The sequence below is a fragment of the Kitasatospora xanthocidica genome (assembly GCF_014656195.1).
In the GTDB taxonomy this organism is placed as follows: Bacteria; Actinomycetota; Actinomycetes; order Streptomycetales; family Streptomycetaceae; genus Kitasatospora; species Kitasatospora xanthocidica.
In genome coordinates this window covers 13,757-36,979 of the sequence record NZ_BNBY01000048.1, presented here as the reverse complement: position 1 = coordinate 36,979, position 23,223 = coordinate 13,757, and the positions used below count along the sequence as shown (strand labels likewise).

The window sequence follows — 23,223 nt, the reverse complement described above, 5'->3', positions numbered from 1 at the left end:
AGATCGGTGACGGCACGGAGGTGCCCCGGCCGATAGGCAACCCTACCGGCCGGGGCACCGCCCGCTGAGGTCAGGCGCGTCCGCTCGACGGCGTCCGCTCAGGCGCGTCCGCTCACGTGCGTCCGCTCAGGCTCCGTCGGCTCAGCCGCGGACGACGGCGAGCACGCCGTCACGCAGCTCGGCCATCTTCGCCGGGTCCTTGGCCTCGACGTTCAGGCGCAGCAGCGGCTCGGTGTTGGAGGCGCGCAGGTTGAACCACCAGTCCGGGCCGGCCACGGTGAGGCCGTCCAGCTCGTCGACGCTGGTGCCCTCCAGGCCGGCGTAGGCGGCGCGGACGGCGGCGGTGCTGGCGGCCTGGTCGGCGACGGTGCTGTTGATCTCGCCGGAGGCGGCGTAGCGGTCGTACTCGGCGGTGAGCGCGGACAGCGTGCCCGGCTGCCCGCCGAGCGCGGCCAGCACGTGCAGGGCGGCCAGCATGCCGGTGTCGGCGCGCCAGAAGTCGCGGAAGTAGTAGTGCGCGGAGTGCTCGCCGCCGAAGACGGCGTCGGTGACGGCCATCTCCTGCTTGATGAAGGAGTGGCCGACCCGGGTGCGGACCGGCTTGGCGCCCAGCTCGCGGACCACCTCGGGGACGGTCCAGGAGGTGATCAGGTTGTGGATGACGGTCGGCTCGGCCTCGCCGGCGGCCTGGGCGCGGGCGATCTCGCGGGCGGCGACCAGGGCGGTGATCGCGGACGGGGAGACCGGCTCGCCGCGCTCGTCGACGACGAAGCAGCGATCGGCGTCGCCGTCGAAGGCCAGGCCCACGTCGGCACCGACCTCGCGGACCTTGGCCTGCAGGTCGACCAGGTTCTTCGGGTCGAGCGGGTTGGCCTCGTGGTTCGGGAAGGTGCCGTCCAGCTCGAAGTACATCGGGACGAGCTCGATCGGCAGGCCGTCGAAGACGGTCGGCACGGTGTGGCCGCCCATGCCGTTGCCGGCGTCCACGGCGACCTTGAGCGGGCGGATCTCGGTGAGGTCGACCAGGCCCAGCAGGTGGTCGGCGTAGCCGCGCAGGGTCTCCTGCTCGGAGAGCGCGCCGGGCTTCACGTCCTTGGCCGGGACCGTGACGGTGTCGTCCTCGGCCGTCCAGGACTCGACCAGCTCGCGGATCTCGGACAGGCCGGTGTCCTGGCCGACCGGGGCGGCGCCGGCCCGGCACAGCTTGATGCCGTTGTACTGGGCCGGGTTGTGGCTGGCGGTGAACATCGCGCCGGGCAGGTCGAGCTTGCCGCTGGCGTAGTAGAGCTGGTCGGTCGAGCAGAGCCCGATCCGCACCACGTCGGCGCCGTAGGCCGCGGCGCCCTCGGCGAAGGCCAGGCTGAGTGCCGGGGAGGAGGGGCGCATGTCGTGGCCGACCACGATCGCGGTCGCGCCGGTGACCTGCACGAACGCGGCACCGAAGGCCCGGGACAGGCTCTCGTCCCACTGGTCCGGGACGACGCCTCGGACGTCGTACGCCTTCACGAGCTGCTTGAGGTCGCGCACTGCGGCTCCACCCTGGTCTCTGTACTGGTCGGTCACGGTACGGCCACCGCCCGTCCGGTCGACGGGCGCGGTGGCGGTAGACCGGCAGCGTACCCGGGCCGGACGAACGTCCCGTGCCGGGAGAGTCCTCAGTTGTCGGGCGAGCGCAGCACCCGGAGGTGGCCGCGGCGGCTGCCCTCGGTGGACTCGCCCTCGGGCGCGCGGCCCTGACGGGGGGTCTGCGGGCGGGCGGCCTCGCGCACGGCGTTGGCGAGGGCCTCCAGGTCGTCGCTGCTGCGGCGCAGCGGCCCCGGCGAGAGGGCGAGCCGGACGACCTCCCAGCCGCGCGGGGCGGTGAGGCGCTCGGCGTGCTCGGCGCACAGGTCGTAGCAGTGCGGCTCGGCGTAGGTCGCGAGCGGGCCGAGGACGGCCGTCGAGTCCGCGTAGACGTACGTCAGCGTTGCGACGGCCGGCCGGCCGCACGCGGTCCGCGAACAACGACGTACAGAGCTCACGAGGGTGGACGGTACCGCACTCCCCGCCGGGGAGCGAAGACCGCCTGCCCGGAGGGTGTGCCGTGTCGCCCTCCGAGCGCCGGGGCCGCGTATCGGCCGCCCCGGGCGATTCCCCGCCGGAGTGGTCCACTTCCGACCGTCCAAGGACTACTCTCGGCAGTGATATGGACAGCTCCGCACCGCAGTCATCGACAGGCCCAGCGCGCCGCCCCCGGCACCGCGACCGGCACGGCAGGGGGCTGCGCGGGCCGCTGGCGCCGCCGCAGGTGCCGATCTCGCTCACCCGCTCCGAACTGTTCGACGACTACGTGCGCGAGTCGGTGGAGCGGCTGGAGCGGCGTTGGCCGCAGCTGATCGAGGTGGAGTTCGCCGTCCAGGAGGTGCCGCTGCGCGATCCGGACGGCGCCGACGCCGAGGACGGCGTGCCGCTGGGGCGGGTGTCGCCGGGCAAGCAGGGCCGCAAGAGCCAGATCGTGGTGTACCGGCGGCCGGTGGAGATCCGGGCGAAGACCCGGGAGGACCGCGCGGCCCTGGTGCACGAGATCCTGATCGAGCAGGTCGCCGAGCTGCTGGGGCTCTCGCCGGACGCGATCGACCCGCGCTACGACGAGGAGTGAGCTGACGGAGGGGGGTGGCACCCGCGGGTGCCACCCCCCTCCGTCAGCCGTCCGTCGGCTCAGCGCAGGACGACGCCCGGGTCCTGGGCGGCCTGCGGGACCTTGACGGTGCTGTGGTCGTCGCGCAGCGCCTGGACGGTGAACATCGGCACGTCCTTGGCCGGGATGGAGAGCATCCGGGCCGCGACCACCGGGCCGCCGGAGAGGGTCTCCACGGTGAGCGCGAAGACGCCGTTCAGCCCGGCGGGCTCGGGCGCCGGGAGCGCGACGGTGCCGCCGGCCGGGACCTGGACCTCCTTGGTGGCCGGGGTGCCGCCGCCGCTGCCGGCCGAGGCGGTGACCCGGACGGTGGCGGCGTCGCCGGCGGAGGTCAGGAAGAGCGTCGAGGCGCCGGCCCGGTTGTCGGCGACGGTGGCGCGGGCGCCGACCGGGTTGCTGCCGGTGAGCCAGGCCGCGTCGCTCTTGCCGTTGCCCGCCGCCCGGTCCACCCGCAGCCCGGCCACGATCGGGGTGGGGTGCTTGTCGTCGCTGGGCGACAGCCGCAGCCCGGCGACCTCGTCACGGGTGACCTTGCCGAGGTCGACGGCGGCCACCATGCCCGCCTTGACGTGGATCGACTCGTTGCCGGCGGGGGTGAACCAGCCGTTCTTGCCGGACAGCTGGATCTTCAGGTCGGCGTCGTCCTCCGGCGGAGCCCAGACCACCAGGCGGGCGCTCGAGGTGTCCGCGGGCAGGCCGGGCAGCACCTGGGTGGCGGCCGGGGCGGCCGAGGCCGGGATCCAGTCGGCGCCCTTGTTGCCGTCGGCGGCGTGCAGCGCGGCGCCGATCCGGCCGGAGCGGACCACCACGTGCACGGCGAGGTCGGTGACGGCGCCCTTGCTGAGGGTCGACAGCAGGACGGACTGGGAGCTGCCGGGGGCGACGGTGAGGCCGTTGGCCGCGTCGTTCTCGATCAGGCCCTTGTCGCCGTACAGCTTGATGTCGACGACGGCGGCGGAGGACTCGGTGTTGACCAGGCTGAGGTAGTCGACCCGGTCGCCGGCCGTGCTGGCCCCGGCGAACCAGAAGCCGGTCCCGGCCGGGGTGCAGGTGAGGCCGGACAGGCCGAGGCCGCGCTGCTCGGTGACCACGGTGGTCTGGGTGACGGTGAAGCCCGGGGCGAGGGCGCCGCTGCCGACCGCCCCGGTGCCGGACGCGGTGTCGCCGTTGGCCGCCGGCCCGCTGGCCGGGGTGCCGGGCTTGGCCAGGGTCAGCCGGGCGTCCGCGGGCGCGGCGTTCTTGTCCGGGACCGGCGCGGCCGGGGCGCCCGAGCCGGTCGCGGCCGGGGTGGCGGGCGCGGTGGGCGTCGGGGTGGCCGCCGCCGAGGGGGTGCCGGAGGGCTGCGCGGCGGGTACGGCGGGCGCGGCCGCGTCGGCGAGCCAACCGGCGCCGCCGGTGGCCGGTCCCGTCCCGGGCGGGGTGTACGCGGTGAGCGTGGTCGAGCCGGTCAGGCCCTGCAGCGGCTGCGGGCAGACCGCCGCCGTCCGCTCGACCTGCGCGGTGCTCGGGGCCGCGGCCGCGTCCGCCCGGGCCGGGGCGGCCGGCGGGCGCACCTGGGCGATCCCGAACACCGCCGCGAGCACCACGGCGGCGGCGAGCAGGGACGGGGTGGTCCTCGTCCCGCCGGCCTTCCCGGCGAACCGGCTCGCCCCGGCGGCCGGGGCGGCCTCGGCCGGCTCCGCCGGGCGGGAGCTCCCGACGGGCTCAGGGGCCTCGTCGGGGCCGGACTTCTTCCTGAATGCGGGCTTCTTCATCGCGGGTCAGCTCCCCGATCCGGGCTGGTGCGGGTACCGGCCGGTGCCGTTGGGGTCGTTCGGGTCGTAGTACGGGTCGGCCTGCTGCTGCCCCGGCACCCAGGGCTGCTGGTGCTCCGGCTGCTGGTACGGGTCGTAGCCGTAGGGCTGCTGCTCCGGCTGGTACGGCTGCTCGAAGCCCTGCTGCTCGTAGCCCTGGTCGTAGCCCTGCTGGGGGTGGCCCTGCTCGGGGTAGGCCTGCTGCTGGGGTGCCCCCCAGTCGCCCTGGCCGCCGTACGGCGCGGCCACCGGCTGCTGGGCCGCGTACTGGTCGTAGCTGTACGGGTCGGCCTGCTGGTACGTCTGGTACGGGTCGGTGTACGGCTCGGCCTCCTGGACGGCGGCGGCCGCCTGGACCGCCCCGGTCACCGGTTCGCCGGCCGGCTGCGCCGGGACGGCGCCGGGCCTGCCCTCGTACACCCCGGACTCGTCGGTGCCGGGCTCGCCGCCCTCGCCGCGCTCCGCCATCCGGCGGGCCCGGCGGCTGCCGGGGGCGGGCGCCTGCGCCTGGGCGGCGGCGGCCAGCGCGGCGGCGGCCACCACCTCCTCGGGCAGGTCGTCGTCGTTGTGGTTGCGGCGGCCGGGCAGGGCCAGCACCAGCACGGTCAGGCCGAGCAGCACCTGGGCCCAGATCCAGCCGGTGTGGGCGAGGCCGCCCTCCCGGGTGACGGCGAGCTTGCCGCCGCCGGCCGGGAGCTTGAAGCCCTGCGCCCAGCCGTCGACCGTGGTGGGCTCCAGCGCGGTGCCGTCCAGGGTGGCCTTCCACTCCGGGGCCGCGGACTCGGCGAGCCGCAGCACCCGGCCGTCCGGGCCGGCCGGGACGGTGGCCGCGAGGTCCCGGGTGCCGGACGGGACGACCACCGGCTTGCCGCCCGGGGTGGTGATCACCGCGCGGACCGCGGGGACGCCGCTGACCTGCCAGAGCGCGGCACCGTTGTCCTGGTTGGCCTTGACCAGGCCGGGCGTGGTGTCCAGGACGTCCTTGAAGACGTCGATCACCGGCTGCCGGACCAGCACGTAGGCGATGCCGTAGCCGGCCAGCGCACTGGCCTGGTCGGCGCCGGACCCGGCCAGCAGGCTGCCGACCGTCTTGTTCAGGCCGTCCTGGGTGCCGGTCGCCGGGTCCACCGTGGACTCGGCCTGGCCGAGCGTCAGGCCGGCGCCGCGCAGCACGGTGTAGCGGACGGAGCCGCCGGTCTTCTCCCCGGTGACGACCAGGGTGCGGGCCCGGTCGGTGGTGCCGGCCTCCTCGGCGATGAAGGCGGGCACCTGGCCGGCCTCGCCGCGGTCCAGCGGCTTGCCGGGGCCGGTCAGCGCCCACCACAGGCCGGTGCCCAGCGGGGCCAGCACGGCCGCGGCCACCACCAGGGCGGCCACCGGCTGGCGCCAGCCGAAGGCGATCCCGGCGACGCGGGCGTTGGCGCCGTCGGCGCCGATCGCGGCCGCGGCCAGCAGGGCGATCCCGGCGATCAGGGTGGCCGGGCCGGCCCAGGCGGGCACCGCCGGGCCGCCGGAGGCCGGGGTGACGGAGGTGCCCGCCACCACGACCGAGAAGACCAGGCCGGCGCCGGCCGCGCCCCAGGCGGCGAGCACCGCGCGGCGGCGGTCGGCGCGCAGCAGCGCGGCGAGCGCGGCGAGCACGACGCCCGCCGACAGCCAGACCGGCGGCACGCCGGCGCCGCCCGGGTTGACCAGCAGCAGGCCGGCCGCGCTCGCGCCGGCGCCGTTCAGGCCGGGCAGCCCGGCCTCCAGCAGCAGCCACTGCGGGTGCGACAGCACGCTGAGCGACCACGGGGCCAGCACGCCGACCGGGACCGCGAGGATCACCAGGACGCGCAGGCCGAGCAGCCGCAGCGCCGTACCGCCGGAGCCGAACGCGCCGCCGCGGACCACCGCGACGACCAGCATCGCCAGGCAGAGCGGCACCGCGAGCGCCCAGGTCAGCGGGACGAAGGCGGTGGCCAGGGTGAGCAGCAGGACGGCCATCCAGACCGGCCGCCAGCCCGGGCGGGCGCCCTTGGCGGCGCTCTCGTCCCGGATGCCGAGGCCGGCCGCGATCGCCGCGGCGCGGGCCAGCGGCGGCAGCAGCACGGCGAGGACGGCGGTGCCGATCCGGCCCTGGGCGAGCGCGCCGGTCGCGGCGGGCAGCAGCGCGTAGGTGGCGCTGGCCCAGGCGCGGACGAGCTTGGAGTCCAGCAGCGGCCGGGACACCAGGTAGGCGCTGACCGCGGCCAGCGGGACGGTGAGCACCACGAGCACGGTGAGCGCGAGGTCGGCGTGGCCGAAGAACAGCCAGGAGAGCACCGCGAGCACGCCGAGGTACGGCGGCGCGGCGGAGGTGGAGCCGGTGCCGACCGGGTGCCAGGCGTCCGCGTACATCGACCAGAGGCCGCCGGCGCCGTCGGAGGCGGGCAGCAGCGCGCCGCCGAACAGCGCGCCGCTGCCGAACAGGCCGCGGCAGGCGACCAGGGCGAACACCAGCAGGGCCGCGAACAGCACCGGCGCCGGGCGCCGGGCGAGCTTCTTGACCAGCGCGAACTGCTCGACGACCAGGTCCTCGGAGTCCTCGTCGCCGCCGGCCTCGGCCGAGCCGTGCCGGCCGCCGGTGTCGTCGCCGCCCCCTATCCCGAGCGAGCCGATGACGCCCTCGACGGCGAGCCGGGTGGTGGCGCCGGGCGCCGGGAAGAGCGTGCGGTCGTCCAGGGCGTCCGCCGCCCTGGTCCGGGCGCGCCGCTTGCGGGCGGCCAGCAGCCTCGGCAGCCGGACGAGTTCGTGGCCGAGGCCGGCGAGCTCGTCGAAGGCCTGCCGCGGGTCCTTGCCGAGCAGGTTGGTGACGGCCCGCACCAGCGTGCCGAGCACCAGCCGCAGCAGGACGTAGGGGAACAGCGCTCCCCGGCAGTTGGCGAGCAGGGTGTAGACGGCGCCCGCCTTGTCCACCCGGTGCGGGTGGCCGCCGCCGCAGTCGATGGCGCGGCGCTCGCGGCTGGCCGCCTCGGCGTGCCGCAGCACGGCGTCCGGGGCGATGACGACGCGGTGGCCGGCGGCGTTGACCCGCCAGCAGAAGTCGGTGTCGTCCCGCATCAGCGGGAGGGCCTTGTCGAAGCCGCCGAGCTCCTCGAAGACGTCCCGGCGCACCAGCATGCCGGCGCTGGAGACGGCGAGCACCGGGCGGACCTGGTCGTGCTGGCCCTGGTCCTGCTCCCGGCGGTCGAGGCCGGTCCAGCGCCGCCCGGAGCGGGCGATCGTCACGCCGACCTCCAGGAGCTGGCGGCGGTCGTACCAGCTGCGCAGCTTGGGGCCGACCACCGCGGCGCTGGGGGTGGAGTCAGCGACCTGGAGCAGGCGGCGCAGCGCGTCGGTCTGCGGCTCGCAGTCGTCGTGCAGCAGCCAGAGCCACTCGACCGGCTCGGTCTCGCGCGGGCCGCCGCGGCCGAGGTCGTCCTCCTGGGCGAGCGGGTCGCCGAAGTCGTCCCAGCCGCCGGTGACCGGGTCGTAGCCGGAGGGGTCGAGCCGGTACGGCAGGTCCTCCGGGCGCAGCGGCGGGCTGTTGAAGACGGCCTCGGCGACGGCGGTGCCGTAGCCGGCCCGGCGGCCGAGGACGAGCGGGCCGCTGTCCGGCAGCCAGTCGGCGAGGGTGTCCGCGAGCAGCTGCGGGGAGTTGTCGGTGGAGCCGGTGTCGACCGCGAGGACGCGCTGGACCTGGCGGTCCTGGCCGAGCAGGCCGGCCATCGCCTGCGGGAGCCAGCGGGCTCCGTCGTGCGAGACGATCACCGCGGTGACCAGGTGGCGCGGATAGGCGGGTGGCCTGGAAGCGGTGAAGCCGCTCTGGTGGCTGTAGACGGTCATCGAGTGCGCGGGCCCCAGTTCTCGGTGGACACAGCCGGTGAACGGCAACCGGATGGCGCACCACACTAACGGCTCCCGGTGGACGGTTCGTCCGGGAGCCGGTGCGGGGACGGTGAAGGCGGGGGCCGGGCGGCGGCGGGAGCGGGGGCCGGGAGAGGGCCGGGAGGGGACGGGGGCGGGGCTACCGGGAGCCGGTGGGGCCGGGCCGGGAACACGAAAGCGCCCCACCACCGCGGTGAGGCGCCCGTACGGCTGTGCGGTTGTCCGTCGTTGTCGAGGGATCAGCGGGAGCCGGGGCCCGCCCGCTCAGACCGCGCTCTTCTTGAGCCGCCGGCGCTCGCGCTCGGAGAGGCCGCCCCAGATGCCGAACCGCTCGTCATTGGCGAGGGCGTACTCCAGGCACTCGGACCGGACCTCGCAGGCGAGGCAGACCTTCTTGGCCTCGCGGGTTGAGCCGCCCTTCTCGGGGAAGAAGGACTCCGGGTCGGTCTGGGCGCACAACGCGCGCTCCTGCCAACCGAGTTCCTCTTCCTCCTCCGCGATGCCGTCCCCGATCAACAGCTCAAAGAGCTCGCTCATGTGGCGCGCCTCCTCTGCCCCTACTTGGCGTCCCCGTGGTTGCCGTTGCCTCGTGCGGCTGACGACACGAGTGAAATTACAGTTGCGTCACTCTGGCTCAGTCAAGCCGAGCTCTGGTATTGGAGCCAGGATTCACTCCCCGGCACCAAGCCGTTACGAATAGTGTACATATTCGGACACAACGGACCTTCTGCTTCAAGGTCCTGAACAGCGCCGAACCGTCCGCAACCATTCGCCAGGTGACGCCCGGTCACCACCACAGGCCGGTCATCGGCCTGCCTTCCCGGCGATCTTCCCATCGAAACATAGACAGTGATGAATCACCCCATCAGGGCAAGATCCGGATCGAACCCACTCGAATGCCGCATCGATCGGTTTGACACCGGCCCTGCGGATGCGGTGTCCTTTTCCCTATGTCAGAGTTCGCCAGCCCCCGGAGCGGTTCCACGCTTCGCCGTGCCGTGAACTCTTGTTGTCGCCTCTGTTCCTGCTGTATCTAGGCGCCCGCGTCCCACCGCGCGCCGCCCCCAGGAAGCACAGAGGCCGCCCGCGATTCCCGCCCCAGGACATCCCGGACCCGGCTGATCCCGACGAATCCAGCCGACTCCTCCGAGGACGACTCCCGTGCGCATGATCCGCATCCGCAGGCGGAACCGCGACCGCAACAAGCTCGCCCGCCTTGGCCTCTCCCCCGCCCGCACCGGCCGCCCCGCCGACGGACGCCGCTGGGCGGACGGCCTCAGCGACGTCTCCATCGCCGGCGACCCGCTCGCCTTCCCCCACCTCGCCCGCACCGACCTGCCGGCCCACCCCACCACCGTGGCCGAGTACGCCAGGCTGGTCCGCGAGATCGCCGCCGACCGCGCCCGCTGGGAGCCGCTGGTCCGCTACGACGCGCTGACCCGCTGGTACGCCCGGCTGGAGACCGGCCCCGGCTACGAGGTCTGGCTGCTCAGCTGGCTGCCCGGCCAGAGCAGCGGCTTCCACGACCACGGCGAGTCCTCCGGCGTGATGACCGTCGTCCGGGGCGAGCTCATCGAGCGCTCCCTCACGCACGCCGGCGAGGGCGCCCGCACGCTCAGGCCCGGCGGCCACCGGGTCTTCTCCTCCGGCTACCTGCACGAGGTGGTCAACGGCGCCCTCGAACCCGCCGTCTCCATCCACCTCTACACCCCGGGCCTCACCGAGATGAACCAGTACGGCACCCACGCCGTCCCCGAGCAGCACCCGGAGCCGCTGCGGGCGCCGTCCGAGAGCCACTGAGCCCGCGCTGACGGAGGGTCGGGCCGTGGCAGGATGACCCCATGCGCATCGTGGCACTGGCAGGCGGGATCGGCGGGGCGCGCTTCCTGCGCGGACTCCTCGCGGCGGTCGGACCGCAGGACGAGATCACCGTCATCGGAAACACCGGCGACGACATCCACCTCTACGGGCTCAAGGTCTGCCCCGACCTCGACACCGTGATGTACACCCTCGGCGGCGGCATCCACGAGGAACAGGGCTGGGGCCGGACCGACGAGACCTGGTCGATCAAGGCCGAGATGAAGGAGTACGGCGTCGGCCCCGAGTGGTTCGGGCTCGGCGACCGGGACTTCGCCACCCACCTCGTCCGCAGCCAGATGCTCACCGCCGGGTACAGCCTCAGTCAGGTCACCGAGGCGCTCTGCGTGCGCTGGAAGCCCGGCGTGCGGCTGCTGCCGATGAGCGACGACCGGGTCGAGACCCATGTGCGGATCACCGACGAGCAGGGCACCCGGGCCGTCCACTTCCAGGAGTACTGGGTCCGGCTGCACGCCGCCGTGGACGCCGAGGCGATCGTCCCGGTCGGCGCCGACACCGCCAAGCCCGCACCCGGCGTGCTGGAGGCGATCGCCGCCGCCGACGTCATCCTCTTCCCGCCGTCCAACCCGGTGGTCTCGATCGGCACCATCCTCGCCGTCCCCGGCATCCGGGAGGCCGTCGCCGCCGCCCCGGCGCCGGTCGTCGGCCTCTCCCCGATCATCGGCGGGGCGCCGGTGCGCGGCATGGCCGACAAGGTGCTCGCCGCCGTCGGCGTCGAGGCCACCGCGGAGGCCGTGGCGCTGAACTACGGCTCCGCGCTGATCGACGGCTGGCTGGTCGACACCGCCGACGAGGCCTCGGTGGCCGCGGTCGAGGAGGCCGGGATCGCCTGCCGGGCCGTCCCGCTGCTGATGACCGACGTCGAGGCCACCGCCGAGATGGCCCGGGCCGCGCTGGCGCTGGCCGAGCAGGTCCGCCGGTGACGCTGGAGATCCTGGGCGTCGACGGCATCCCCGAGGTCGACGCGGGGGCCGACCTCGGCGCCCTGATCGCCAAGGCCGGGACCTTCGAGGACGGCGACATCCTGCTCGTCACCTCGAAGGTCGTCAGCAAGGCCGAGGGCCGGCTGCTGCACGCCGCCGACCGCGAGGCCGCGATAGACGCCGAGACCGTCCGGGTCGTCGCCCGGCGCGGACCGGTCCGGATCGTCGAGAACCGCAACGGCTTCGTCATGGCCGCCGCCGGGGTCGACGCCTCCAACACCGCCCCCGGCACCGTGCTGCTGCTCCCCGAGGACCCGGACGCCTCGGCCCGCGCCCTGCGGGCCCGGCTGCAGGGACTCACCGGCCGCCGGCTCGCGGTCGTCGTCACCGACACCTTCGGACGGCCCTGGCGCAACGGGCTCACCGACGTCGCGATCGGCGCCGCCGGGCTCTCCGCCCTGGAGGACCACCGGGGCCGCGTCGACAGCCACGGCAACGAGCTGGCGATGACCGTCACCGCGACCGCCGACGAGCTCGCCGCCGCCGCCGACCTGGTCAAGGGCAAGGCCACCGGCGTCCCGGTGGCGGTCGTGCGCGGGCTCGGGCACCTGGTCACCGCCGAGGACGGCGCCGGCGCCCGGCCGCTGGTCCGGCCCGCCGCGGACGACATGTTCCGCATCGGCACCTCCGAAGCCCTGCGGGAGGCCGTCACCCTGCGGCGCACCGTCCGCTCCTTCACCACCGAACCGGTCGACCCGGCCGCCGTCCGCCGCGCCGTCGCGGCCGCCGTCACCGCGCCCGCCCCGCACCACACCACGCCGTGGCGGTTCGTGCTGCTGGAGTCGCCCGACACCCGCACCCGGCTGCTCGACGCGATGCTCGCCGCCTGGCAGCGGGACCTGCGCGAACTCGACGGCTGGGACGAGGCCAGGATCGCCCGCCGCACCGCCCGCGGCGACGTCCTGCGCGACGCGCCGTACCTGGTGGTGCCCTGCCTGGTGACCGACGGCTCGCACGACTACCCCGACGCCCGGCGCGCCGCCGCCGAACGGGAGATGTTCACCGTCGCCGCCGGCGCCGCCGTGCAGAACCTGCTGGTCGCCCTCACCGGCGAGGGCTACGGCTCCGCCTGGGTCTCCTCCACCATGTTCTGCCGCGACACCGTCCGGGCCGCCCTCGACCTGCCGGACGGCTGGGACCCGATGGGCGCCGTCGCGGTCGGCCGCCCGGCCGAACCCCCGCGCGACCGCCCGGCCCGCGCCGCCGACACCTTCATCGAGGTGCGGTAGCCGCTGCCCCGGGCCCGCACCGCCGCTGCTCAGCGGCGGCGGTGGTCGTTGGGCGTGAGGCGGGGGCCGTAGCGGGGGGCGTGGACGGCGGTGGCCGCCAGCAGGCGGCAGACGCGGTGGCGGTGCGGACGGTAGGGCTCCAGCAGGGCGAGCATCTGGGCGTCGTCGCTGCGGGGGCGGCCGGCCAGCGCCCAGCCGACCAGGTTGGGCAGGTGGAAGTCGCCGACCGAGACCGCGTCCGGGTCCCCGTTGCTGCGCTGCAGGGTCTCGGCCGCCGTCCAGACGCCGATGCCCGGGACGGCGGTGAGGCGGGCGAAGGCCTCCTCGTGGCCCATCGCGGACGCCTCCTCCAGCCGGGGCGCCAGCCGGACCGCGCGCATCACCGTCGCGGACCGCTTCGGGTCCACGCCCGCCCGGTGCCACTCCCAACTCGGGATCAGCGCCCACTCCCGGGCCGACGGCGGCACCCGCATCCCCTCGGCCGGGCCCGGCGCCGGGGTGCCGAAGTCCCGCAGCAGGGTGCGCCAGGCACGGTAGGCCTCGTCGGTGGTGACCTTCTGCTCCAGGACCGCCGGGACCAGCGACTCCAGCACCAGGCCGGTGCGGGTCAGCCGCACCCCGGCGGTACGGCGCTGGGCGTCCCGCAGCGGACCGGGCGGCAGCACCAGCGCCTCCGGTTCGTCCTGCGCGCCCAGCAGGACGGGGAGCCGGTCCAGCAGCCACTCCGCGCCCGGGCCCCAGGCGGTCGCCTCGACCTCGCCCGCGGCGGGGCGCGCCAGCACCCGCAGGGTGCCGATGCCCCCCGGGGTGCGGGAGGCGCGCCAGACGGCGCCGTCGCCGGTGGTGCGGTACGACGGGTCGGCGGGGCCGCGGCGCAGCGGCAGCAGGGTCCGGGCCGCGTCCAGCGGGAAGCCCGGCCGCCAGCGCCGCGCCGCGCCGCCGCCCGTACCGTCCGCCCCGCCCGTCACTGCCGTCGCCTCCTTCGCCGCCGTCGCCGACCATGGGGATATGAACGATACGCGGCTGCCGGAGCTGCCCTCCGGGGACGAGATCGCGGTGCGGGGGCTGTACCGCCGGATGCTGGACGGGTGGAACCGGCGGGACGGCGCGGCCTTCGCCGGGCCGTTCGCGGAGGACGGCGAGGTGATCGGCTACGACGGGAGCGGGCACCGGGGCCGGTCGGCGATCGCCGCCGAGCTGGGGCGGGTCTTCGCGGACCACCCGACGCCCCGTTACGTGGCGGCCGTCCGCCGGGTGCGGGCGCTGGGGGCGGGGGTGGCGCAGCTGGAGGCCGTCGTGGGCATGGTGCCGGCCGGCGCGCGGGAGCTCGACCCGGGGCTCAACGCGGTGCAGACGGTGATCGCGGTGAACGCGGGGGCGGGGTGGCGGATCGCGCTGCTGCAGAACACCCCGGCGCGGTACGACCTCCGGCCGGACCTGGGGACGGTGCTGACGGAGGAGCTGCGGGAGCTGGTGCGGCGGTGGGGCGCCGTGGAGAGCGCCGGCTGAGCGCCGGGGCCGGCACGTTCCCCGCGCCCCCGGACGGGGCGCGGGGAGGGGAGCCCGGGAGCGCCGCGGTCAGGGCGTCGGCGGGACCGGCGGGGTCTGCAGCCGGGCCGCGGCCGTGCGCAGGGCGGGGAGCCGGTCGTACAGGGCGTTGCCGGGGCATTCGGTGTTGAAGGCGTCGCGGTGCCCGGAGACGGCGTCGAAGTCGACGACGGTGCCCTTGGGGTAGCGGCTGGCGTCGGAGGTCGAGGTGAGCGGGGTGCGGCCCTCGGCGGGTTGGCCGGTGAGGCCGAGCTTCCAGGCGGCGACGGCGGCGAGGCCGTCGAGGAGGGGCTGGGTCGGCTGGTCGCCGACGTAGGTGCCGATCGCGGCGACGCCGGAGGAGTCGGTGTTGAAGCCGAGGGTGTGGGCGCCGTGGACGGGCAGCTCGACCCCGCCGGCGCGGCCCTCGTAGACCGTGCCGCAGCGGTCGACCAGGAAGTTGTAGCCGATGTCCCGCCAGCCGCTGGTCTTGACGTGGTACTGGTAGATCGCCCGGATCACCCGGGGGGCGTCGCCGCAGGCGTAGTCGGTCGCGGTGGCGGTGTGGTGGACGAAGACCTCGCGGACCGGGCCGGTGTACTCGAAGGCCTGGTCGCGCAGCGACTCGTCGGCGCCCCAGCCGGCCCGGGTGACGATGGCCGGACGCGGGACCTGGCCGGCGTCGGCGGGCCGGGCGGGCTCGGCGGGCAGGGTCCGGGCGGCCGCCGCGGCAGTGCCCCGGCCGGGGTCGACCAGTTCGAGGCGCAGACCGGGCGGCGGTCCGCCGGGGCCGGGCCGGACGTCGACCTCGACGCCGTCGCTGCGGCCGGTCCACAGGGGAGCGGTGGCTCCGTGCGGCGCGTGGTCCGGGCCGTCCTCGGCGTCGGTCTCCAGCGGGTGCCAGCCGCCCCATTCCCCGCTGTCCGCGTCCCGGGTGCGGACCCGGATCCCGGTGCCGGCCAGCGCGTCCGGCGGGCCGTCCCAGCCGACCCCGAGGAGTTCGAACGGCGGGGTGTCGCGCGCGGCGAGGCCGTGGCCGGCGGGGAGCGGGATCGAGGTGGTCGAGGCGCCGGCGGCGAAGTCGCGGCGCCGGGGGCCCGAGGGGTCGGCGGAGGCGGCGGAGGCGGGCTGGAGGAGCAGGGCGGCGGTGCAGCCGGCGAGCAGAGCGGCCGGCAGTGCGAGGTGCGCGGCCTTGGTCGAGAGAGGCATAAACCGGATCGTCGCCGCAAAACGGACCACTCGCCACGCCGCCCCGCGGCCGTTCGGCCACCCCTCCCGGCCTGCCACTCGAAGGCCTTAGGCTGGGGCGCACCATGACTGCGCCTTTCGCTGCCGATGCCCGCACCCCCGTCGAGCTGCTGCACGCATTCCTGCGCGGCGGCACCCCTTCGGTCGATCCCGCGGCCCCGCTGGTCACCTTCTACGACGACGCCACCGGCGAACGGGTGGAGCTGTCCGCCCGGACCTTCGACAACTGGGTGGCCAAGACCGCCAACCTCCTCCAGGACGAGCTGAACGCCGGCCCGGACGACCGGGCCGCGCTGCTGCTGCCCGCCCACTGGCAGAGCGCCGTCTGGCTGCTCGCCTGCTGGTCGGTCGGGGTGACGGCGGCGCCCGCCGGGGACCCGTCCACCGCCGACCTGGTGGTCAGCGGCCCGGACGGGCTGGAGGCCGCCCACGCCTGCGAGGGCGAGCGGGTCGCGCTCGCCCTGCGCCCGCTCGGCGGCCGCTTCCCGCAGCGCCCGGACGGCTTCCTGGACTACGCCGCCGAGGTGCCCGGCCAGGGCGACCGCTTCGCGCCGTACTCCCCCGTCGCCCCCGAGGGGCAGGCGCTGGAGACCGCGGTGGACGGGCTGCCGCTGAAGCTGACGGGCGAGCAGACCGTCGCGCTGGCCCGGGAGGGCGCCGAGCGCCTCGGCCTGAAGCCCGGGGACCGCGTGCTGTCCACCCTCTCGTACGACGACTGGACGGGCCTGGAGGCCGGCCTGCTGGCGCCGCTGGCGGCCGGTGCCTCGGTGGTGCTCTGCCGCAACTCGGGGTCGCTCAGCGCCGAGCAGTGGGAGAAGCGGATCGAATCCGAACGGGTGACACTGCGCCTCGGGTGACCCCCGGGCCCGGCCCCGGCGGGTAGGGATTCCCGCCATGGCCGAGGACGACACCGAACACCCCCCGACCGACACTCCCCCGACGGACGCCCCCGAGGGCCGGACCGGACGCCCGCGCAAGCGCCGGCGGTGGCTGATGATCACCGCCGGCGCCGTCGCGTTCCTGCTGGTCGCCTGCGGGGTGCTGCTCTGGATCGCCTACCGCAAGCTGGACGGCAACATCCGGACCGACTCGGCCACCGACCGGCTGCTCGCCAAGCTGGAGGCCGAGCGGCCGAGCCGCAGCGCCGGCGCGCGCGGCGCGGAGAACCTCCTGCTGATCGGCAGCGACGACCGCTCCGGCGCGAACGGCTCCTACGGCGCCGACGCGGGCACCCAGCGCTCGGACACCACGATCCTGCTGCACCTGTCGGCCGACCGCCGGCACGCGACGGCGGTCTCCGTCCCGCGCGACGTCATGGTCTCCGTCCCCGCCTGCGAGAAGCCGGACGGCACCCGCAGCAGGCCGGCCCTGATGCAGTTCAACTGGGCGTTCGAGACGGGCGGCCCGGCCTGCTCGATCCGCACCGTCGAGCAGCTGAGCGGGATCCGGATCGACCACTACGTGATCCTCGACTTCAGCGGGTTCAAGACGATCGTGGACGCCATCGGCGGGGTCGACGTGTGCGTGCCGCAGCCGATCCACGACAAGGACGCCAAGCTCGACCTGCCCGCCGGCCGGCAGACCCTGCACGGCGAGCAGGCGCTCGGCTACGTCCGGGCCCGGGAGTCCCTGGGGGACGGCAGCGACACCCAGCGGATGGGCCGTCAGCAGCAGTTCCTCGCCTCACTGATCCGCAAGGTGGAGTCGCAGGGGGTGCTGCTGAACCCGGCCCGGCTGTGGCCGGTGCTGGACGCGGCGACCTCCTCCGTCCGGGCGGACGGCGGGCTGTCCTCGCTCGGGGCGCTGTACGACCTCACCCAGGACCTGCGCTCCGTCCCCACCGCGAACGTCGTCTTCCTGACCGCGCCGCGCCGCCCGTACCGCTACGACTCGGACCGGGACGAGTTCGTGCAGCCGCAGACCGGGCAGCTGTTCGCGGCGCTGCGGGACGACCGGTCGGTCGCCGTGCGGCCGCCCGGGCCGACGCCGTCGGCGGGCGCGGACCCGGGCGCCGGGGCCAGCCCGGGTGCGGGGCCGGGCGCGGACTCCGCCGGGGCGGCGTTCGCGGCGGCGTCACCCTCGGCGGGTGCCTCACCCACGTTCGAGGGACGCACCGCCGACGTGGACGCCTGCGCCCAGCACTGAGCCGAGCGACGGGCGCGGCCGCGCCGCAGGTCGGCGCGGGTGTTCCGGCAATTGCTCGGCGATTAACGGAATTTACCCCTTCTTTGTTCAAACATGATGCAGATCACAGCGGGGACGTTTCCTTCATTTCACTCGTCTAATGTGTCCGGATCGGCTTGTCGGAACGGCGGGCCGCGGCAGTGACCGGTCGAACGTAGGGAACCCCCGTGCACGAGGAGCAACCGGAAAGCGGCCGGTACCGGGTGGACCCGGCTCCCGGTGTCCCCCGGCAGCGCCGCCGCCGGGCCGCCGAAGCGCCCGAGGCTCCGGCCGGGGAGGGCCGCCGGGACAACCGGCGGCGGGCGGCCGCCGCCGCCAAGCGGACCCGGCGCCGGCGGGTGCTCAAGTGGACGGCCGGGACCGGCGCCCTGGTGCTGGTCGCGGGCTGCGGCGGGGCGTACTACCTGTACCGGCACTTCAACGACAACCTGACCTCGGTCAAGGTCGAGCTGGGCGACGAGGCGGAGCGGCCCAAGGCCGCCGGTGAGGCGCTGAACATCCTGGTGATCGGCACCGACAGCCGGGAGGGCCTCGGGCGCGAGTACGGCGACGAGGGCAGCGCCGGGCACGCCGACACCACGCTGCTGTTCCACATCTCCAAGGACCGCTCCAACGCGACGGTGATCAGCCTCCCGCGCGACCTGATGGTGCCGATCCCGGAGTGCCAGAACGCCCAGGGGAAGAAGATCCCGGGCTCGCCGCGGGACGAGTTCAACATCAGCCTCGGCCAGGGCGGACGGGACGCGGGCTGCACCTGGAAGACCGTCGAGAAGAACACCGGGATCCGGGTCGACCACTTCGTGCAGGTCAACTTCCAGGCGGTGAAGACCCTCTCCACCGCCGTCGGCGGGGTCGAGGTCTGCGCGGCCAAGGACATCAACGACTCGGACTCCCACCTGAAGATGACCAAGGGCCGGCACGTGGTCCAGGGCGAGGAGGCGCTGGCCTTCGTCCGCACCCGGCACGCGGTGGGCTTCGGCGGCGACCTCAGCCGGATCCCGCTGCAACAGCAGTTCATCAGCTCGATGATCCGCAAGATCAAGAGCGACGACACCCTGACCAGCCCGACCAAGCTCTTCAAGCTCGCGGACGCCGCCACCAAGGCGCTCACCGTGGACTCCGGCATCGGCAGCGTGGACAAGCTCAAGGACCTCGCGCTGGACATCAGCAAGGTCGACACCAAGAACATCACCTTCGCCACCGTTCCCGTCCTGGAGGACCCCCAGAACAAGAACCGGGTGATCTTCAAGCAGCCGGACGCCAAGCAGCTGTTCGCGATGGTCGCCGGCGACCGCTCGCTGACCGAGACCGCTACCCCGCCCCCGGCCGCGGACCCGGCCGCCACCCCGGCCGCCACCACCCCGGCCGCCGCCCCCGCGGTGGACACCAAGGACGTCCAGCTGACGGTGCGCAACGGCAGCGGCAAGCGCGGACAGTCCGGGCCGACCGTCGACAAGCTCCAGGCGAAGGGCTTCGCCAAGGCCGCGGTCGGCAGCGACGCGCCCGTCACCGCGACCACCACGGTCACCTACCAGGCCGGCCAGGAGGCCGCGGCCAACGCCCTGGCCGCCGCCCTCGGGCTGCCGGGCGACGCCGTGAAGCCGGCCGCGAAGGCGGACCCGAAGGCCGGGCTGCTGCTGGTGCTCGGCAAGGACGCCCTGACCGCGCCGGCCGCCCCGGCGGCGGTGCCGACCGAGGCGCCCGAGGACCTCCAGCGGGTGCAGGCCGACGACACCGACGCCTGCGCCAAGTAGCCGGACGCCGAGCAGCCGGGACGCCACAGAGCCGGGACGCCGAGTGGCTACTCCGGCAGGAGGGTTCCGTCCGCCTCGCGGTAGCGCTCGCCGGTCCGGGGGCACCGCCAGCGGCCGTCCCCCTCGTCCCGCAGCGGCTCGCCGGCGCGGCCGACCCAGCCGATCCGGCGGGCCGGGACACCGGCGACCAGGGCGAAGTCCGGCACGTCCCGGTGCACCACGGCACCGGCCGCGACCAGGGCCCAGCGGCCGACCGTCACTCCGGCGACCAGCACCGCGCGGCCGCCGATCGAGCAGCCCTGACGGAGCGTCACCCCGTCGGCGTGCCAGTCGGGTTGGCCCTTCGGCCGGCCGTCCGGGGTGACCGCGCGCGGGTAGCGGTCATTGGTGAGGACGGCGGCCGGGCCGACGAACACCCCGTCCTCGAGCACAGCCGGTTCGTAGACCAGCGCGTGGTTCTGCAGCTTGACCCGGTCCCCGATCCGCACGCCCGGCCCGACGTACGCGCCGCGGCCGATCACGCAGTCCGCGCCGACCACCGCGTCCTCGCGGACCTGGGCGAGGTGCCAGACCGTCGTCCCGGCGCCGATGGCGGCCCGTTCGTCGACGTCCGCGCTCGGCTCGATCCTCGCCGCACCCTCAACCGTCCCCATGCGGAGCGACGATAGCGGGTGCGGCGGGGCGTCAGCCGGTCTTGGAGAGCACGTCCTCGGCGGTCGGACGGACACTGGCGATCACCCGGCGGGCCAGCGAGCGCGGCGAGGTGAGGAAGCCGAAGCCCCAGCTGAGGTGCATGGTCGCGAAGGCCACCGGCAGCAGCGTCCGCGCCTTGAACGACAGGCCGCGGCCCTCCGTCACGGCCCCGCCGACGATGCCGGCCAGGTACGCGCCGGGCACCGCAAGGAAGGCCGGGTGGACGGCGGCGCCGAGCACCAGCCCGAGGGTGACCGCCAGCAGCGCGGCCGGCGGGGCGAGGTAGCGCAGGTTGACCGAGCCCCGGTGGTAGCGGGTGACCACCCGGCGCCAGCGGCCGTAGTCCTTGTACTGCTTGGCCAGCGCCCGCACCGAGGGCCGGGGCCGGTACGTCACCCTGAGCTGCGGGGTGAACCAGACCAGGCCGCCGTCCTGGCGGATCCGGTAGTTCAGCTCCCAGTCCTGGGCGCGGATGAACTCCTCGTTGTACCCGCCGAGCTTCTCCAGCACCTCGCGCCGGAACACGCCCAGGTAGACGGTGTCCGCCGGGCCGGCCAGGCCGCCGGTGTGGAAGGCCGCGTTGCCGACGCCGAGCTTGGAGGTCATCGCGGCGGCGACCGCGTTCTCCCACTCGGTCTCGCCCTCGGCGTGCATGATGCCGCCGACGTTGGCCGCGTCCATCTCGCCGAGCAGCCGGACCGCGGTCGCGACGTAGCCGGGGGTGAGCAGCCCGTGGCCGTCCACGCGCACCACTATCGGGTGGCGGGAGCCGCGGATCGCGGCGTTCAGCCCGGCGGGTGTCCGACCGGTGGGGTTCGCGACCGTCCGCACCCGCGGATCCTCGGCCACCAGCTCGGCGGCGATCTCGTCGGTGCGGTCACTGGACGGACCGAGGGCGATCACCACCTCCATCGGCCCCGGGTACTCCTGGTCCAGGATGCGCCGGACGGCCGTGCGCAGGTGACGTTCCTCGTTGAGCACCGGCATGATCACGGAAACAGCCGGCAGCTCCTCAGCAGCCTTGGTGTTCATCGGGGCCAACCGTACCGGTGCGGACGCGTCGCCGTCTCGTCCCGGTTCGGGCGAGAGTGGGCACCCGGCGGCGCCACGGCGGCACTGTGATCAAGAACACTGCGCTCCCCGTGGGCGGGCCGCCCCGGCCCGGGTGGGTCCGGTGTGGATCGGGTGCCGATTCAGAGTGCGTAGTGGGCCACGGTGAACACCGCGTAGCCGGCCAGCGCGAGCCGGTTCACCAGGTGCTGCGGGCCGCCCAGCCGGTCCGGGAGGGCCCGGTCCGGGCGCAGGTCCGGGCGGTGCGCGGCGGTGGCCACCGTCCGGGCCAGCGCCACCGGGTCGTACCGGTCGCCGAAGTGGCCGGCCAGCCAGACCGCCGGGCGGCTGGCGAAGGAGAACTCCCCGCCGCCGCGCAGCCGGATGGTGAGCAGGTTGCGGTGCACCGCGGCCGCGCTGATCTCCGCCCAGCGGAAGCTGCGGGTGCGCAGCGCGGTGGCCACCCGCAGGCCGTCGCGGTCGGCCACCACCTGCCAGGAGAGCGTCTGGGCGCAGGCGATGATCGCCGTCGAGCCGATCCAGAGCGGGCGCAACAGGTTCTCCCACCAGCCGTCGTCGTCGAGCAGCACGACGGCCGCGGCGACCACCAGCGCCGCCAGCGGGCCGGCCGCCGCGCGCAGCGGCGTCGGCATCTCCCAGCGGCGGGCGGCCACCGGCTCGGTGCCCGGCCCGGCCTCGGGGGCGGCGGCCAGGGTCTCGGCGGTCAGGACGGCGACGGCGAGTTCGCGCTCGCGGTAGTGCTCGGTGCGGCGGCTGAGCCGCGGGGCCCGGGCGGCGGGCGCGACCACGGCCGCCACCCAGAGCGGGTCGCCGTCCAGCAGGCCGGGGCGGACGAGGACCTGGTGGTCGTCGCCGTCGGGGCCGCGGTAGAGCACGGCGGGCACGCTGCGGCCGGCGTGGGCCAGCCAGGCGACGGCCTCGTCGGGGGTGGCCCGGTCGAGCAGTTCCTCGTGCTCCTCGTACTCCTCGTGCTCCTCGTACTCCTCGTACTCCTCGTCCGAGTCTTCGGGGTCGAGGTGGACCGGCGGGTCCGGGTAGTCGGCTTCGTCGCACTCGATCCTCAGGTGCTCGGGCACCCAGGCCGGGCCCTCCCCGTCCGGGGCGCCGTACCGGGCCCAGCGGTAGCGGTCGCGCTCGACCAGGCGCCAGAGCCCGGGGCCGTCCGGCGGGCCGTCCAGCGGCTGGACCAGCAGGTCGCCGCGGGCGTCGGCGCGGACCCGGACGGCGAGCGCGGGGGCGGAGCCCTCGAAGGCCGGCCGCCCGCGGCGGGCGGTGGCGACGGCGGCCGAGCCGAGCAGCACCAGGCCGGGCAGGGCGATCAGGCCGCCGGCGCTCAGCTGGCCGGAGAGGTCGTAGTCGTCGCCCAGGGCGTGCGCGGAGTCGCCGTCCACCAGCAGCGGGACGGGCTCGCCGGGCTGCGGCCGCCGCTGCCACCAGACGTCCAGGGCGGCGGTGCGCTCGGGGCCGCCGCCGGGCGGCTGGAAGCGGACGGTCAGCACCCCGTCCCGGTCGGCCGTGCCGGCGGTGCCGGTGACCCGGACGGCCCGCTCGTCGGCGGCGTCCGCCCGGGCCTGTGCCCAGAGCCCGTACAGCGGGAAGGCCGCGGCGACGAGGAGCAGCAGTGCGCCGAGGGCGCGGCGCAGCACCGGCGGGCCGTCCCGCAGGACGGGCGAGGGCGCGCCGGCGGCCGTCCACGGGAAGGGGACGGGCGGGGCCATCAGCTCGTCCAGCTGCTGGCGGGCGCGGCGGCGGCCGGCTTCGGCGCCGAGCAGGACCGCGGCGAGCAGGACGTGGACCAGCACCGCCGACCAGCGGGCGAGCGGGGTGACCAGTCCCTCCGGGAGGTACCAGAGCAGGGCCAGGACGACGGGCGGGACGAGCGCCCGGATCCGGACCCGGGCTGCCAGCAGGACCACCTCGGCCAGCACCGACCAGCCGGCCAGGGCCGAGCCCCAGGTGTCCCGGCAGACGCCCTGGGCGTTGCACCGGGCGGCGCTCGGCTCCACGGCGGTGGCCAGCACCGCGAACGCGACCGGCAGCAGCGCGAGCCAGCGGCCGTCCAGCCGCCAGGCGGTACGGGCGGTGCGCCAGCGGTGGGCGGCCGCGACGGTGAGGGGCGCGGCGCTGGGCAGCGGCGGGGCGTCCGAGGGGAACATCGGACGATCATCTCAGCCGCCCGGGGGCCGAACACGCGTCAGGGGAGGGGCCCCGAACGCCCCCTGCCGTGGGCCCGCCGCCACTCTCGTGGCCGCACGGCGAAAGGGCCGGGCGCTGCGCGCACCCGGCCCTTGTCCCCGT

The 23,223-nt window shown here is 75.5% G+C and carries 18 protein-coding genes; 8 read left to right on the top strand and 10 right to left on the bottom strand.

From position 1 onward, the window contains the following. Positions 1-141: 141 nt before the first annotated feature. Positions 142-1,527: a phosphomannomutase/phosphoglucomutase gene (locus IE332_RS38825; RefSeq protein WP_189926206.1), complete on the bottom strand. Its 1,386-nt coding sequence runs from the start codon at positions 1,525-1,527 to the stop codon at positions 142-144. Positions 1,528-1,655: 128 nt separating this feature from the next. Beyond that, positions 1,656-2,021 (bottom strand): DUF3499 domain-containing protein, encoded by a 366-nt coding sequence (locus tag IE332_RS38820; protein ID WP_229929271.1) that lies wholly within the window; start codon positions 2,019-2,021, stop codon positions 1,656-1,658. Between the two features lie 164 nt (positions 2,022-2,185). Here IE332_RS38820 and IE332_RS38815 point away from each other — a divergent pair, with 164 nt between their 5' ends. Continuing rightward, complete coding sequence (locus IE332_RS38815; protein WP_189926204.1) at positions 2,186-2,638, top strand: metallopeptidase family protein; 453 nt, start codon at positions 2,186-2,188, stop codon at positions 2,636-2,638. Positions 2,639-2,697: 59 nt separating this feature from the next. Here IE332_RS38815 and IE332_RS38810 read toward each other — a convergent pair whose 3' ends face one another. The 3 genes from IE332_RS38810 to IE332_RS38800 form a co-directional block, all read right to left on the bottom strand. Beyond that, a complete protein-coding gene (locus IE332_RS38810) occupies positions 2,698-4,431 on the bottom strand; it encodes a DUF5719 family protein (RefSeq protein WP_229929270.1) in 1,734 nt (577 codons plus the stop codon). A 6-nt stretch (positions 4,432-4,437) separates the two neighbouring features. Continuing rightward, positions 4,438-8,316, bottom strand: coding sequence for a glycosyltransferase family 2 protein (locus IE332_RS42135; protein WP_189926202.1), 3,879 nt, complete (start codon positions 8,314-8,316; stop codon positions 4,438-4,440). Positions 8,317-8,622: 306 nt separating this feature from the next. Further along, complete coding sequence (locus IE332_RS38800) at positions 8,623-8,895, bottom strand: WhiB family transcriptional regulator (protein WP_063349134.1); 273 nt, start codon at positions 8,893-8,895, stop codon at positions 8,623-8,625. A 624-nt stretch (positions 8,896-9,519) separates the two neighbouring features. Here IE332_RS38800 and IE332_RS38795 point away from each other — a divergent pair. From IE332_RS38795 to IE332_RS38785, 3 genes are read left to right on the top strand one after another with little or no spacing between them, the layout of a single operon-like run. After that, entirely contained in the window at positions 9,520-10,158 is a 639-nt protein-coding gene (locus tag IE332_RS38795; RefSeq protein ID WP_229929269.1) for a cysteine dioxygenase, read from the top strand. Between the two features lie 41 nt (positions 10,159-10,199). Then, on the top strand, positions 10,200-11,159 hold the full coding sequence (gene cofD, locus IE332_RS38790) for a 2-phospho-L-lactate transferase (RefSeq protein ID WP_189926192.1): 960 nt from the start codon (positions 10,200-10,202) through the stop codon (positions 11,157-11,159). After that, positions 11,156-12,448, top strand: a complete 1,293-nt coding sequence (locus tag IE332_RS38785) for a coenzyme F420-0:L-glutamate ligase (protein ID WP_189926190.1) — start codon at positions 11,156-11,158, stop codon at positions 12,446-12,448. The genes cofD and IE332_RS38785 overlap by 4 nt, the downstream gene beginning before the upstream one ends. 29 nt (positions 12,449-12,477) lie before the next feature. Here the strand turns inward: IE332_RS38785 and IE332_RS38780 are convergent, their stop codons facing one another. Then, positions 12,478-13,416: a DNA-3-methyladenine glycosylase family protein gene (locus IE332_RS38780; RefSeq protein ID WP_189926188.1), complete on the bottom strand. Its 939-nt coding sequence runs from the start codon at positions 13,414-13,416 to the stop codon at positions 12,478-12,480. 40 nt (positions 13,417-13,456) lie between these two features. Between IE332_RS38780 and IE332_RS38775 the strand changes: the two genes are divergently transcribed. Continuing rightward, positions 13,457-13,957 carry an SgcJ/EcaC family oxidoreductase gene (locus IE332_RS38775; RefSeq protein WP_189926186.1) on the top strand — a complete coding sequence of 167 codons (501 nt, stop codon included), beginning with the start codon at positions 13,457-13,459 and terminating at the stop codon, positions 13,955-13,957. Between the two features lie 69 nt (positions 13,958-14,026). On the opposite strand, the gene IE332_RS38770 is transcribed toward IE332_RS38775, so the two are convergent. Continuing rightward, positions 14,027-15,184, bottom strand: a complete 1,158-nt coding sequence (locus tag IE332_RS38770; protein WP_189926178.1) for a peptidoglycan recognition protein family protein — start codon at positions 15,182-15,184, stop codon at positions 14,027-14,029. 104 nt (positions 15,185-15,288) lie between these two features. Between IE332_RS38770 and IE332_RS38765 the strand changes: the two genes are divergently transcribed. The 3 genes from IE332_RS38765 to IE332_RS38755 all read left to right on the top strand — a co-directional run bounded on the left by IE332_RS38765 (position 15,289) and on the right by IE332_RS38755 (position 19,161). Beyond that, complete coding sequence (locus IE332_RS38765; RefSeq protein ID WP_189926176.1) at positions 15,289-16,080, top strand: TIGR03089 family protein; 792 nt, start codon at positions 15,289-15,291, stop codon at positions 16,078-16,080. A gap of 37 nt (positions 16,081-16,117) precedes the next feature. Continuing rightward, positions 16,118-17,368: an LCP family protein gene (locus IE332_RS38760; RefSeq protein ID WP_189926174.1), complete on the top strand. Its 1,251-nt coding sequence runs from the start codon at positions 16,118-16,120 to the stop codon at positions 17,366-17,368. 206 nt (positions 17,369-17,574) lie between these two features. Continuing rightward, the gene (locus tag IE332_RS38755; RefSeq protein ID WP_189926172.1) at positions 17,575-19,161 is read left to right on the top strand and encodes an LCP family protein; all 1,587 of its coding nucleotides are present in this window, start codon (positions 17,575-17,577) and stop codon (positions 19,159-19,161) included. Positions 19,162-19,208: 47 nt separating this feature from the next. Here the strand turns inward: IE332_RS38755 and IE332_RS38750 are convergent, their stop codons facing one another. The 3 genes from IE332_RS38750 to IE332_RS38740 all read right to left on the bottom strand — a co-directional run bounded on the left by IE332_RS38750 (position 19,209) and on the right by IE332_RS38740 (position 23,081). Beyond that, a complete protein-coding gene (locus IE332_RS38750; protein ID WP_189926170.1) occupies positions 19,209-19,814 on the bottom strand; it encodes an acyltransferase in 606 nt (201 codons plus the stop codon). 31 nt (positions 19,815-19,845) lie between these two features. Further along, positions 19,846-20,886 (bottom strand): glycosyltransferase family 2 protein, encoded by a 1,041-nt coding sequence (locus IE332_RS38745; protein ID WP_189926168.1) that lies wholly within the window; start codon positions 20,884-20,886, stop codon positions 19,846-19,848. Positions 20,887-21,047: 161 nt separating this feature from the next. Then, positions 21,048-23,081, bottom strand: a complete 2,034-nt coding sequence (locus IE332_RS38740) for a hypothetical protein (protein WP_189926166.1) — start codon at positions 23,079-23,081, stop codon at positions 21,048-21,050. Positions 23,082-23,223 lie beyond the last annotated feature (142 nt).

Coding starts and splice junctions, on each gene's coding strand:
- IE332_RS38740 (WP_189926166.1), bottom strand. CDS start 23,081: ATGTTCCCCTCGGACGCCCCGCCGCTGCCCAGCGCCGCGCCCCTCACC.
- IE332_RS38810 (WP_229929270.1), bottom strand. CDS start 4,431: ATGAAGAAGCCCGCATTCAGGAAGAAGTCCGGCCCCGACGAGGCCCCT.
- IE332_RS38770 (WP_189926178.1), bottom strand. CDS start 15,184: ATGCCTCTCTCGACCAAGGCCGCGCACCTCGCACTGCCGGCCGCTCTG.
- cofD (WP_189926192.1), top strand. CDS start 10,200: ATGCGCATCGTGGCACTGGCAGGCGGGATCGGCGGGGCGCGCTTCCTG.
- IE332_RS42135 (WP_189926202.1), bottom strand. CDS start 8,316: ATGACCGTCTACAGCCACCAGAGCGGCTTCACCGCTTCCAGGCCACCC.
- IE332_RS38745 (WP_189926168.1), bottom strand. CDS start 20,886: ATGAACACCAAGGCTGCTGAGGAGCTGCCGGCTGTTTCCGTGATCATG.
- IE332_RS38765 (WP_189926176.1), top strand. CDS start 15,289: ATGACTGCGCCTTTCGCTGCCGATGCCCGCACCCCCGTCGAGCTGCTG.
- IE332_RS38800 (WP_063349134.1), bottom strand. CDS start 8,895: ATGAGCGAGCTCTTTGAGCTGTTGATCGGGGACGGCATCGCGGAGGAG.
- IE332_RS38815 (WP_189926204.1), top strand. CDS start 2,186: ATGGACAGCTCCGCACCGCAGTCATCGACAGGCCCAGCGCGCCGCCCC.
- IE332_RS38775 (WP_189926186.1), top strand. CDS start 13,457: ATGAACGATACGCGGCTGCCGGAGCTGCCCTCCGGGGACGAGATCGCG.
- IE332_RS38750 (WP_189926170.1), bottom strand. CDS start 19,814: ATGGGGACGGTTGAGGGTGCGGCGAGGATCGAGCCGAGCGCGGACGTC.
- IE332_RS38760 (WP_189926174.1), top strand. CDS start 16,118: ATGGCCGAGGACGACACCGAACACCCCCCGACCGACACTCCCCCGACG.